Origin of the sequence: Pseudomonas sp. NPDC087817, from assembly GCF_044742875.1 — a bacterium.
In the GTDB taxonomy this organism is placed as follows: Bacteria; Pseudomonadota; Gammaproteobacteria; order Pseudomonadales; family Pseudomonadaceae; genus Aquipseudomonas.
Genome location: NZ_JBIUVJ010000095.1, coordinates 1 through 12128 on the forward strand (window position 1 = coordinate 1; position 12128 = coordinate 12128).

General features: G+C 58.2%; 13 protein-coding genes, 1 tRNA gene and 1 pseudogene. 8 read left to right on the plus strand and 7 right to left on the minus strand.

Translation table 11 applies throughout. From position 1 onward, the window contains the following. Both tgt and queA read right to left on the minus strand, forming a co-directional pair. Positions 1–751 (minus strand): tRNA guanosine(34) transglycosylase Tgt (tgt, locus tag ACIONG_RS28360; protein WP_401304154.1); only part of this gene is annotated, 751 nt, incomplete at its 3' end. A gap of 14 nt (positions 752–765) precedes the next feature. Next, positions 766–1830 (minus strand): tRNA preQ1(34) S-adenosylmethionine ribosyltransferase-isomerase QueA, encoded by a 1065-nt coding sequence (gene queA / locus ACIONG_RS28365; protein ID WP_401304156.1) that lies wholly within the window; start codon positions 1828–1830, stop codon positions 766–768. A gap of 107 nt (positions 1831–1937) precedes the next feature. Here queA and ACIONG_RS28370 point away from each other — a divergent pair. Both ACIONG_RS28370 and ACIONG_RS28375 read left to right on the plus strand, forming a co-directional pair. Continuing rightward, positions 1938–2022: transfer RNA gene (locus tag ACIONG_RS28370), tRNA-Leu, on the plus strand. 134 nt (positions 2023–2156) lie between these two features. Continuing rightward, entirely contained in the window at positions 2157–2486 is a 330-nt protein-coding gene (locus tag ACIONG_RS28375; RefSeq protein WP_315446702.1) for a hypothetical protein, read from the plus strand. A gap of 17 nt (positions 2487–2503) precedes the next feature. Here the strand turns inward: ACIONG_RS28375 and ACIONG_RS28380 are convergent, their stop codons facing one another. Then, on the minus strand, positions 2504–2872 hold the full coding sequence (locus ACIONG_RS28380; protein WP_401304160.1) for a PH domain-containing protein: 369 nt from the start codon (positions 2870–2872) through the stop codon (positions 2504–2506). Positions 2873–3035: 163 nt separating this feature from the next. Here ACIONG_RS28380 and ACIONG_RS28385 point away from each other — a divergent pair, with 163 nt between their 5' ends. Next, the gene (locus tag ACIONG_RS28385; RefSeq protein WP_401304163.1) at positions 3036–3842 is read left to right on the plus strand and encodes a hypothetical protein; all 807 of its coding nucleotides are present in this window, start codon (positions 3036–3038) and stop codon (positions 3840–3842) included. Between the two features lie 71 nt (positions 3843–3913). Further along, positions 3914–5833 carry an alkaline phosphatase D family protein gene (locus ACIONG_RS28390; RefSeq protein WP_401304166.1) on the plus strand — a complete coding sequence of 640 codons (1920 nt, stop codon included), beginning with the start codon at positions 3914–3916 and terminating at the stop codon, positions 5831–5833. 123 nt (positions 5834–5956) lie between these two features. Here the strand turns inward: ACIONG_RS28390 and ACIONG_RS28395 are convergent, their stop codons facing one another. Continuing rightward, on the minus strand, positions 5957–7129 hold the full coding sequence (locus ACIONG_RS28395; protein WP_401304169.1) for an aspartate aminotransferase family protein: 1173 nt from the start codon (positions 7127–7129) through the stop codon (positions 5957–5959). Between the two features lie 102 nt (positions 7130–7231). Between ACIONG_RS28395 and ACIONG_RS28400 the strand changes: the two genes are divergently transcribed. The 4 genes and pseudogenes from ACIONG_RS28400 (at position 7232) to ACIONG_RS28415 (ending at position 9994) form a co-directional block, all read left to right on the plus strand. Then, complete coding sequence (locus ACIONG_RS28400; RefSeq protein WP_103304518.1) at positions 7232–8137, plus strand: LysR family transcriptional regulator; 906 nt, start codon at positions 7232–7234, stop codon at positions 8135–8137. Positions 8138–8180: 43 nt separating this feature from the next. After that, positions 8181–8585 carry a GNAT family N-acetyltransferase gene (locus tag ACIONG_RS28405; RefSeq protein WP_315446697.1) on the plus strand — a complete coding sequence of 135 codons (405 nt, stop codon included), beginning with the start codon at positions 8181–8183 and terminating at the stop codon, positions 8583–8585. A gap of 54 nt (positions 8586–8639) precedes the next feature. After that, positions 8640–9158: pseudogene (locus ACIONG_RS28410) on the plus strand (DUF6622 family protein); the annotation flags it as partial. A 134-nt stretch (positions 9159–9292) separates the two neighbouring features. Then, positions 9293–9994, plus strand: a complete 702-nt coding sequence (locus tag ACIONG_RS28415; protein WP_103304515.1) for a hypothetical protein — start codon at positions 9293–9295, stop codon at positions 9992–9994. Between the two features lie 69 nt (positions 9995–10063). Here the strand turns inward: ACIONG_RS28415 and ACIONG_RS28420 are convergent, their stop codons facing one another. From ACIONG_RS28420 to cyoD, 3 genes are all read right to left on the minus strand, one after another. Beyond that, positions 10064–10555 (minus strand): RidA family protein, encoded by a 492-nt coding sequence (locus ACIONG_RS28420; RefSeq protein WP_401304173.1) that lies wholly within the window; start codon positions 10553–10555, stop codon positions 10064–10066. Positions 10556–10859: 304 nt separating this feature from the next. Then, entirely contained in the window at positions 10860–11747 is an 888-nt protein-coding gene (gene cyoE / locus ACIONG_RS28425) for a heme o synthase (protein ID WP_103304513.1), read from the minus strand. An 11-nt stretch (positions 11748–11758) separates the two neighbouring features. After that, on the minus strand, positions 11759–12094 hold the full coding sequence (gene cyoD, locus ACIONG_RS28430) for a cytochrome o ubiquinol oxidase subunit IV (RefSeq protein WP_103304512.1): 336 nt from the start codon (positions 12092–12094) through the stop codon (positions 11759–11761). Positions 12095–12128 lie beyond the last annotated feature (34 nt).

The following is a 12128-nucleotide window of genomic DNA, read 5'->3' on the forward strand; positions in this document are numbered from 1 at the left end:
CCAGATCTTCCGGTTTGCCAACGCCCATAAGGTAACGAGGTTTGTCAGCCGGCATCATGCCCGGCAGATAATCCAGCACCTTGATCATCTCGTGCTTGGGCTCGCCCACCGACAGACCGCCGATGGCCAGGCCGTCAAAGCCGATTTTGTCGAGGCCTTCCAGCGAACGCATGCGCAGATCCTGGTGCATGCCACCCTGAACGATACCGAACAGCGCCGCAGTGTTGTCACCGTGGGCATTTTTCGAACGCTGGGCCCAACGCAGCGACAGCTCCATCGATACGCGAGCGACGTCTTCGTCAGCCGGGTACGGCGTGCATTCGTCGAAGATCATCACGATGTCGGAGCCCAGATCGCGCTGAACCTGCATCGATTCTTCCGGCCCCATGAACACTTTCGAGCCGTCGACCGGAGAGGCGAAGGTCACGCCCTCCTCCTTGATCTTGCGCATCGCGCCGAGGCTGAACACCTGGAAACCGCCGGAGTCGGTCAGGATCGGACCCTTCCACTGCATGAAATCGTGCAGGTCGCCGTGTTCCTTGATGACCTCGGTGCCAGGGCGCAGCCACAGGTGGAAGGTGTTGCCCAAAATGATTTCCGCGCCGGTGGCGACGATGTCACGCGGCAACATACCCTTGACCGTGCCATAAGTACCGACCGGCATGAAGGCCGGGGTCTCGACGGTGCCACGCGGGAAGGTCAGACGACCACGACGGGCCTTGCCATCAGTGGCCAGGAGCTCAAAGGACATGCGACATTCGCGACTCATTCTGTTTCCTCTGGGCCGGTTTGTTTAGGGGCAGTAGGTGCAGGATTACGAGTGATGAACATCGCATCACCGTAGCTGAAAAAGCGGTACCCGTTTTCGACAGCGGCTTTATAAGCGGCCATGGTTTCGGGATAACCGGCAAACGCCGAAACCAGCATCAACAGCGTGGATTCGGGCAAATGGAAATTGGTCACCAGAGCGTCGACCACATGGAACGGCCGGCCCGGGTAGATAAAGATGTCGGTGTCGCCACTGAACGGCTTGAGCACGCCATCGCGCGCCGCACTTTCCAGAGAACGCACGCTGGTGGTGCCGACCGCAATCACTCGACCGCCGCGCGCACGGCACGCGGCGACCGCATCAACCACGTCCTGACCGACCTCCAGCCATTCGCTGTGCATGTGGTGATCTTCGATCTTCTCGACGCGCACTGGCTGGAACGTACCCGCGCCCACGTGCAACGTCACGAATACGGTCTCGACGCCTTTGGCAGCAATCGACTCCATCAACGACTGATCGAAATGCAGCCCCGCGGTCGGCGCCGCCACCGCGCCCAGACGCTCGGCATAAACGGTCTGATAACGCTCGCGATCCGAGCCTTCATCCGGGCGATCTATATAAGGAGGCAACGGCATGTGCCCGACGCGATCAAGCAGCGGCAGCACTTCTTCAGCGAACCCCAGCTCGAACAGCGCATCGTGACGCGCGAGCATCTCGGCTTCGCCACCACCGTCGATGAGAATCTTCGAACCCGGCTTCGGCGACTTGCTGGAGCGCACATGCGCCAGCACGCGATGCGAATCAAGAACCCGCTCGATGAGGATCTCCAGCTTGCCGCCGGACGCTTTCTGCCCGAACAGCCGCGCCGGAATCACCCGGGTATTGTTGAACACCATCAAATCGCCCGGGCGCAAATGCTCAAGCAAGTCAGTGAATTGACGGTGTGCGAGGGCGCCGCTCGGCCCATCAAGGGTCAGCAGGCGACTACCGCGACGCTCGGCCAAAGGGTGGCGGGCGATCAGCGAATCAGGGAGCTCGAAAGTAAAGTCAGCAACGCGCATGATGGGGTTCGTCTAGCAGGGCCGGAAAGTCTAGCGGAAATATCGAAAATTCTCTATGTACCTGATTGACCGACGGTAATCTCATCTCTATACTTCGCCGCCATTGAGCCCTGATGGCGGAATTGGTAGACGCGGCGGATTCAAAATCCGTTTTCGAAAGGAGTGGGAGTTCGAGTCTCCCTCGGGGCACCAAAATTAAGAAAGGTCTTGCTTAGCAAGGCCTTTTTTTTCGCCTGCAATAAAGCTCTGACTTGTGTAGGAGCTGCCGCAGGCTGCGATCTTTTGATCTTCCGCTTCTTGGCCATCAGCCCCGAAGGAACCACCCCATGGAAACGTCACTGGAAACAGTCGCTCTTTTCTCCCTCAAACTCGCTTATGAGGAAGAAGGCCTGAGCCCGATTTTGCGGGACGATATGGTCATGGGTGACTATCAGAAAGACATTTTCGAACTGCTGGTACGACGGGGTGATGTGCAGACCATTCAGTTCAAAATCAATGAATGCCTGGGCTTGGCGATGGATGCTTTGGGCGGTGTCGAGAAGCCGCTCGGCCGTGAGCTGCACAAATTATCCGCCGATTTGAGCCAGGCGAAGTCGTTGGAGCAGCTTGATCAGCCGCTCCTCGCGCTCAAGGGATACTTGAAAGACATTCTGTAATTGAACGCGCCACGCGCTTACAGCAAATGCCTGGAGATGTACTTCGAAATTTCCACCATCGACGTTTTCCCGGTGAACTCGAACTTCACCTTTCCCAGCGAAGAAAAATAAATCTCCAGCTCCGAGTCCAGATCGAACGTGCCCGACGTTTCTACGGAATAAGCGACGACGTTCTTGTACGGCAGTGAAGTGAAATCCTTCTTGCTGCCGGTGATGCCCTGCACATTGACCGCGATGATGCGTTTGTTGGTGAACACCACGCCGTCGCGCATGGCTTTGTAGGAATCGATCACCTCTTCGCCTTCCAGCAGCAATGCCGTCACACGCTCGGCGTATTCGTCGTTCTGCTTGAGTTTGAAGAAACCTTTGTTGTTGAAGTCGATCATCTGTCCATCCTTTGGTTGAGAAAGATCCCGTCCTCATCAAAGTCCGTTACGCAGATGAAGAGCGTGGCGCGACGCTACTATTTTGTTATCTTGCCGTCCATCTTCAGCGCGGCTCATCAACACGCGCTGTTTCAAGGTTTTTGCAGGTTAAGGAAAGGATCAAATGGAGTTTCTGTGTCTACTCGCATTTCTGGCGGCATGGGGTTTCATGTGGCGCTGGGTGGTGAAGAACCGCGGTAACTGGAATCTGTTTGTCGGCAACGTTCTCGGTGCGGGGGCGGGTTTTATTGTCGGCATTGTGGTGTTCTCCATCACGTTCTCGCTGTTCGTGCCGGAGCGCAAAACTGCGCAAAAGCAGATTCAAGAGACTGTCACTCAAAAGGTCGAGCCTGTTGCAGTGATGCCTGAAGCTGAACCTGCCCCAGAACCGGCTCCGACGCCGCCCCCCGTTACAGTCGTGCCGCCTGCACCTGCACCTGCACCTGCAACTGCAACTGCAACTGCAACTGCAACTGAAAACCTTCCGGCCTATGTCGCCAGCAGTCCACAGAATGAGCCTTCGCCGCCCGAATCCGCTTTACTGCCGAACTTCAGCAAACGTCTGCCGGCTGCACTGGCAGAGAAGGACTTCAAGGATAACGTGAGCAACGACTTCGCCGTTTTGCGCCGATTGGCCGGCAGCAATCCGAATGCCGACAAATCCTTGATGGCTTACATGATTTGCGAGCCCTTCATCAAGAGTGCCATGCGTTTTTCAGCGTCGACGGTGATCTCGAGTGCCCGGGACGCCAGCAGCCAGCGCTTCAAGGATCAGACCTACACCGTCAGCAGTACCGCCACTGCCCGCAACATGTTGGGCGACGATGTCCGCTACCATTTTGATTGTTCAGTGCAGCAACAGGACGGCAACGATGCCGGCAAGGCTGCGTGGCGACTGCTCGATCTGAAGTTGAAGAAGAGCGACTCTTAAGCCTCGTTTAAGGGATCAAGGCGCCGGCTGCGCTATCATCGCCGGCCTGTGCGCCTTGAGCTTTGACCCGGATGTCTCCAACACTTGATGACCTGAACTCCCTGCCTGCTGTTTTGGCCGGCCCGCTGCTGCGACGGCTGGAGCCGACACGACTGGTGATGTGGCTGGTCGGTACGCGTCCTCTGTCGCTGACTTTGCGCTTGCAGGGTGTAGGAGACATTCCGCTCGATGTAGAGAATTGCACAGTCATTCCCGTAGGCAGTCGGGCGTTCGTTCACCTCATCGATATCACACTCGATAGCGCCCTGCCCTTCGACACCTTTATCGACTACGACTTGCTGATCGATGACGAAAAAGGCATAGCCGATTGGGCGCCGCACCTGCTTTATGCCGATACCACCCGGCCGAACTTTGTCCTGCGCTCCCGGATAGATCAGTTGCTCCACGGCTCGTGCCGCAAACCGCATCACCCGGCGGCGGATGGTTTGCTGTGTGTCGATCAACTGCTGGCGGCGCAAACCGACCCGCAACAACGCCCGGCGCTGTTGATGATGAGTGGCGATCAGGTCTACGCCGATGACGTAGCCGGCCCGATGCTGCGGGCGATCCATGCCTTGATCGAGCGCGTCGGCCTGCTCGACGAACACCTCGAAGGTGCCGTGGTCAGCGACAGCGCGAAACTCTACCAACACCCGGCCAGTTACTACCACCGTGCGGATTTGTTACCGGCTCTGGAGAGCAACGAGACGTTGCGCGAGCGATTTTTCGGCGGTGCGCGTAAGCCGATTTTCACCAGCAGCAGCGCCGACAATCACCTGGTGACGTTTGCCGAAATCATGGCGATGTACTTGCTGGTGTGGTCACCGGTTGCGTGGACGCTGATCAATCCGCAGCCTCCGCTACTGACGCCGGATCGCCTCAAGCGATATGCACTCGAACAGACCCGGATCGACGCCTTCAAGGCAGGTCTGGACAACGTCGCCCGAGTGCTGGCGCATCTGCCGAGCCTGATGATTTTCGACGATCACGACATCACCGATGACTGGAACCTTTCCGCGCAATGGGAGGAAACGGCCTACGGCCATCCTTTCTCCAAACGCATCATCGGCAACGCGCTGATTGCCTACATGCTGTGCCAGGGCTGGGGCAATAACCCGGATGCCTTCAAGGATGTACTGGAGAAAACCCGACGCCTGGCCGCCAGTGGCGATGACCATTACCTCGACAGCCCGGTGCAGGACGAACTGATCGATGACTTGCTGCGCTTTCAGAACTGGCACTTCGTGATGCCGACCAGCCCGGCGCTGGTCGTGCTTGACACGCGTACCCGACGCTGGCGCAGCGAAATGACGCTCAAGCAACCGTCGGGTCTGCTCGACTGGGAAGCCTTGAGCGAACTGCAGCAAGAGCTGCTCGATCACCCGTCGGCGATCATCGTTTCGCCCGCGCCGATTTTTGGTGTGAAGCTGATTGAAACGGTGCAAAAGGTCTTCAGCTGGTGCGGTTACCCACTGCTGGTGGATGCCGAGAACTGGATGGCCCATCGTGGCGCCGCGCAGGTGATCCTGAATATTTTCCGACACACACGTACGCCGGGTAACTACGTGGTGCTGTCCGGCGATGTGCATTATTCCTTCGTCTACGAAGTACTTATCCGACACCGCAAGGCCGGCCCACGGATCTGGCAGATCACCAGCAGCGGGATCAAGAACGAGTTTCCGAAAACCCTGCTGGAGTGGTTCGACCGTCTCAACCGCTGGCTCTACTCACCGCGCTCGCCACTGAACTGGCTGACCAAACGTCGACGTATGCGCATCGTGCCGTACACACCAGAACATGCCGAGGCAGGTGAACGACTGTGGAACTCAGCGGGGATCGGTCAGGTGTTTTTCAACGAGCAAGGCCAGCCACGCGAGATCATTCAGCACAACTCCAATGGAGCGGCGAAGACACGGATGCTGGCGCCGGATTTGTCGGAATACCCGGACTAAGACCTTGCACTGTGATTGCGGAAGCGAGCCTGCTCGCGAAAGCGATCAATCATCCAGCACAGATGCCGACTGATAGGCCGCCTTCGCGAGCAGGCTCGCTCCTACAGTGCTACTTGCAAGCCGTCAATGCGCGGTCAGTGCCCGCACCACACCTCTGACAATCATCCCCACCTCCCGCTCATCAATCGTCAGCGGCGGCAGCAGCCGTATGGTCTTGCCGCGCGTGACGTTGATCAGCAGCCCATGATCCCGCGCCGCGATCAGCGTCAGATCGCGAATAGGCTGCTTGAGCTCGATGCCGATCATCAAACCCTGACCACGAATCGCCAGCACATTCGGGTCATCCGCGAGTTCTGCGCGTAACAGGCTCAACAGACGCTCACCCTGTACCCGCGCATTTTCCAGCAAGCCTTGCTCATCAATGATTTCCAGCACCGTGCAGCCCACCCGACAGGCCAGCGGATTACCGCCAAACGTACTGCCATGGCTGCCGGGCGTGAACAGATCCGCCGCCCTGCCCCGCGCCAGGCATGCACCGATCGGCACGCCATTGCCGAGTCCTTTGGCCAGGGTCATGACATCCGGGACAATGCCTTCATGCTGAAACGCAAACCACTGGCCCGTGCGGCCGATACCGGTCTGGATCTCGTCAAGCATCAGCAGCCACGCATGCCGGTTGCATAGTTCACGCAAGGCTTTCAGATAACCCGGCGGTGCCAGTTGCACACCACTTTCCCCCTGAATCGGCTCCACCAGAATCGCGACGATCCGCTCACCGTGTTTGCGTTGAACATGGTCCAGTGCAGCGAGATCACCGAACGGCACTTTGACGAAATCCCCCGGCAATTGGTTGAAACCCAGACGCACCGCCGGCCCATCACTGGCGGACAACGTACCAAGTGTGCGGCCATGAAACGCGTTGGCCATCACCACCACCAGCGGCTGCTCGACGCCCTTGCGCCAGCCGTACAACCGAGCCAGCTTCAAAGCGGTTTCGTTGGCCTCGGCCCCGGAGTTGTTGAAGAACGCCTTGTCCATTCTCGACAACTCAGTCAGCCGGTTGGCCAACTGTTGCTGCCAATCGATGCTGTACAGATTGGACGTATGCAGCAGCAATCCCGCCTGTTCGCTGATCGCCGAAACGATGCGCGGGTGCGAGTGGCCGACATTGGTCACCGCCACCCCGGCGACCGCGTCCAGATACTCGCGACCGGCCTGATCCCACAGGCGCGTGCCCAAGCCTTTGGTGAAACTCAGGGCCAGTGGTTGGTAGGTGTTCATCAGCGCGGCGGTCATGACTTCAAACTCCAGTGAAGGTCGGTGTGCTCGCAGTATGGTTAGCCACCAGAACTGGATAAACTCGGTAAAACTTCAATCATTTAAAAGCCGGACTTGATAATGGACCTGTTTCAGTCGATGAGCGTCTACGTCAAAGTGGTCGAATCGGGGAGCATGACGGCGGCCGCATTGCAGTGCGACATGTCGACGACGATGGTAGGCAATCACCTGCGCGCGCTGGAGCAACGGCTCGGCGTGCAACTGCTGCAACGCACCACGCGTCGCCAGCGACTGACCGAGTTCGGCAGCGTCTATTACCAGCGCTGCCTCGAAGTGCTGGGACTGTTGGCTGACTCTGAACGCCTCGCCGAGCAGGCCCTTGATGAGCCTCGTGGCATCCTGCGTATTACCGCTCCTCTGACCTTCGGCGTTGAGCGCCTGGCGCCAGCGCTGAGTGAATTTTCCCTGCAATGGCCGAAGGTCAAACTCGACGTGGTACTGACCAATAGCCGCCCGGATCTGCTGGAAAGCGGCCTCGACGTCGCCTTCCGCCTGGGTCACTTCGAACAGTCCAACTTGATAGCCCGGCCCCTGATCGACTACACCCTGACCGTCTGCGCGGCGCCGGAGTATGTCGCAAGACGAGGCATGCCGCTGACGCCACAAGACCTGCAACAGCATGACTGCCTGTCCTTTGCCTACCCCACCGGCGATGACTGGCAATCGGTGGAAAAGCGCTGGCGCCTCAGCGGCCCGGACGGCGAAATCATGGTCGACGTCAGCGGGCCGATGCTGATCAACAGCTCCGCCGGCCTGCATCAGGCGGCACGTACGGGCATGGGCATCGTGATGCTGCCCGATGCCCTGGTGGAAGAGGATTTGCGCGATGGCCGACTGGTGACGGTCATCCCCGACTACCAACCCCCGAGCCGACCTCTACACCTGTTGTATGCCCCGGATCGTTATCGCCTGCCCAAGCTGCGGCGCTTCGTCGATTTCGCGATGCAGGCATGGGGCAGATCCTAGTTCCTCTAACTCACCACATCCGCGACAAGGAGTCGACCCACCGATGAACAACTACCTGACCGTACGCGATCTATTGCCCGCCGAAGTGGAATCAGTGCGCCTGTTCCTCGGCCAGCATGGATGGGGCCATCGAACCGGTTCAAGCGAAGACTTTGCACAGCTCATCGCCAACTCCCAACGCACGGCCATTGCCCTCAAAGGCACATGCATCGCAGGTTTCGCCCGCGGTATCAGCGATGGTTTATCCAACGGTTATCTGTCGATGGTCGTGGTCGACGGGCAGCATCGACGCGAAGGCATTGGCCGGGCATTGGTTGAGCACGTCATGGGGGATAACCCCGACATCACCTGGGTGCTGCGCGCAGGCCGTGAAGGCGCCGAGGCGTTTTTTGCCCGCCTGGGTTTTCAAACGTCGCTGATTGCGATGGAGCGCCCACGACTGAAGTAACCCTTAACGCTATGACACCAGCTATGATCTCCCCTCTTTTTTCAGCAAGGACGCTGCGCGATGCTCGCCATTTTGCAAAACACCCCACTGTGGGTTTATGTGGTTTTTCTGATCATGGTGTATTTCGGCCTGAAGGCTCGCAAGCCTCAGCACGAGACCCGGTTTTCGCTGCTGTCGACGCCGCTGGTCCTGCTGGTCTGGTCGCTGCTTTCGCTGAACCTGTCGGTTGATCCCGGTTTGACGCTGGGCGGCTGGTTGATCGCTTTGACGCTCGGTGCCCTGTCGGCATGGCTGATCTTTTCCCGCAAGGGCGTAGAGCTCGACGACCCGGAAACCGGATTAATCGTGCCGGGGACCTGGAAAGCACTGGTGTTGTTGCTGCTGTTTTTTGCGGTGAACTACTACTTCGGCTACCAGGATGACGTGCACCCGGACCGCACTACCGAAGCGGGCATGTTGTTGCTCAAGGCTGTAGCGTCGGGATTTGTCTGCGGATTGATCAGCACCCGCTCGCTAAAGTTCTATTGGCTGCTGCGAACGCTTCAGGCGCAACGCCCGCCTCTGGGTGCTTGATGAGTCAGCGGTAAAAAACTCGACCGCCAGCCCGTTGCTCCGTGACAACGCCGCCCCGCTCCCCTAAATTAGTCGGCCTGAAAAAGCCCTGTGCTTTCTCATCTCCACTCAAGTTAAAAAGTAGTGAAATTTCAATGTCCGATTTCAACACCGCTGAATCCGTCGTTACCGAATCGTCCAAAGCGGAATACGAAAACTCCATCAATCTTTCACAACACCTGCCACAAGCCAAAATCATCAGCGAAATGGTCCTCGACGCTTTTCAGTCGAACCGCGAAAGCGACCAGATTCGCGAGCTGCGCGCCGCGATCCGTCAGGCCCATGACAGCTTCGATGACGACAAGGCCTATGAACTGATGGGCGAACTCAAGGCTCTGAAAGACGCCGAAGCCGCCGACATCGCCGCACTTGAAGACCTGAGCAGCAAGTTCTCGATCGGCCGCATCCTGTCCTGCTTCAAGGACGATCCGGCCTTCCAGGAGATCGTCTACGGCCTGGCCCTCAAAGTGCTGAATCAGACCCATCAGGCGATCAGCAACCCGAGCGGCGGCAAGAGCAAGGCTGCCAAGAAGAAAGAACTCGAAATCTTCACCATCAGCAAGGACGGCGCCAGTGTGACCTTGCCGCTGCGCACTCCACGTTCGCGCTTGAGCGTTGACCGCGAAGCGCTGGAGTTCCTCGGTTTCACCTTCGTCGGTGAAGGCGAAGAAGCCGAGCTGGAGGGCGAAACCTTCCTCGACAACGCCGGCACCGAACACGCGATCAACCGCAAGAACATCATCACCGCCCTGCAACAGCAGACCGCGTTCGATGGCTACAGCATCGCCGCGCAGTAATATTTCGGCGCTGACGAAAAAGCCCCGCACTGAGATTCAGGCGGGGCTTTTTGGTTTTCGGCTTGGGAGTTATGCGTCGGAGTGCAATGCCGCAATCATGTCGACTTCGATCGCCGCGTTCTTCGGCAACTGATACACACCGACAGTGGTCCGCGTGTGCCGGCCGGCATCGCCGAGCACATGACTGAAAACATCCGATGCACCGTTGGCCACTTCGCTCAGGTCAACAAAGTCCGGCGTCGACTTCACGTACACAGTGACCCGTAGCAACGCCTTGATCTTGTCCAGCGAACCGACTGCATCGACGATCAGCGCCAGGCAACGCATCGCACTGATGCTCGCAGCAGCCTGGGCATCCTTGAGGGTCAACTCCAGACCCACCCGACCCGGGTACTGAATCTTGCCGTGAGTACGCGGCACCATGCCGCTGATGTACAGCTCATCATGATGACGGATCAACGGCGCGTAATTGCCGCCGGCGGTGTTCTCGCCATAGATGTCGTAATTCAGCTCTTGTGCCAGGGCAATGAAGCGCTCGTCGCAGGTCATCCTCTCAGTCATTTCGCCCAGCCTCTGAATCGATGCGTGAAATATCGCGGAGTAGAACAGTTGAGCGCCGAGGGAATGGCATGGCGCTATCACTGGATCCAAATCTAGGTCTTTTGAAAGTACTCCGCAACCTTCGAAATCGGCGGCGCACGCCATCGCGAGCAGGCTCGCTCCCACATTTGATTGGCGTCGTTCACAAATCCCCTGTGGGAGCGTGCCTGCTCGCGATGGTGTCACCTCGATTCAGCATAATTCACCCAATAAAAAACCCCGCACATCTCTCAATGTGCGGGGTTTTTCTTCAAGCCTTTGAGCCTTACGGCGCGTACGTCAGCAGTAGCTCGCTCGGCACCTTGAAGTCCAGGGACATCATGACGCTCAGGGCGGTGATGGTGAAGATCGAGAACACGAACAGCTTGCGTGCCCAGACCGTGTCATCCACTGCCTTGTAGCCGGTCCAGGCCATGTACAACCAGTACATGCCCATGGCCGCGGCGACGGCGAGGTAGCTCATGCCGGCGTAACCGCTGAAGGTCAGCATCAAGGTCGCCACGAGGAACGCCAGGATGTAGAGCAGGATGTGCTTCTTGGCCACTTCAATTCCGCGCTTCACTGGCAGCACCGGAATCGATGCGGCCAGGTAATCGTTGAAGCGGAAGATCGCGATGGCGTAGGAATGCGGCATCTGCCACAAGCTGAACATCACCAGCAACGTCAGCGCGGCCATGTCGAAGCTGTTGGTTACGGCGACGTAACCGATCACTGGCGGCATGGCGCCCGACAGACTGCCCACCAGCGTGCCGTGAACCGACTTGCGCTTGAGGTACAGGCTGTAGAAGCCGACGTAGATCACGAAGCCGATTACCGCGAACAGGGCGGCCAACGGGTTGGCCACCTTGTACAACAATGCAACGCCGAGAACACCAAGGATGGTCGCGTAGACCAGGGCCAGTTTCAGGGAGATCAAGCCCTGCACCAGCACCCGGTTCTTGGTGCGTTCCATCTTCAGGTCGATGTCGCGGTCGATGCAGTTGTTGAACACGCAACCGGAGGCGACAACCAGGGATGTACCGATCATGGCAGCCAGAAACACCGCCAGATCGACATGCCCTTTCGAGGCCAGGAAAAACCCGCCTGCCACAGAAAGCACGTTACCGAAAATGATCCCCGGTTTGGTGATTTGGATAAAGTGCTTGAGCGACATCGGGTCTTACCTCACTTCGCCATCATGAACGTGTGGATGCTGAACATGATCCACAACGACAGGCCAACCAGCAGCAGGATCACGATGGCCGTGAAGACGAACGCGATCACGTTGTTACGCTGAGCCACCGAACGGTCCAGGTGCAGGAAGTAATACAGGTGAACGATCACCTGGATCACTGCGAACAGCAGGACGATTGCCAGTGTGGTGGCCTTCGGCAGGCTCGGGTACATCACCAGACCGAACGGGATGACGGTCAGGATCACCGACAGGATGAAGCCGATGGCGTACGACTTTACGCTGCCGTGGCCAGCATCATGGCTGTCATGGGAGTGTGCATTAGCCATTACCGAGTCCCCCTCAGGTAAACACCGGGGCATA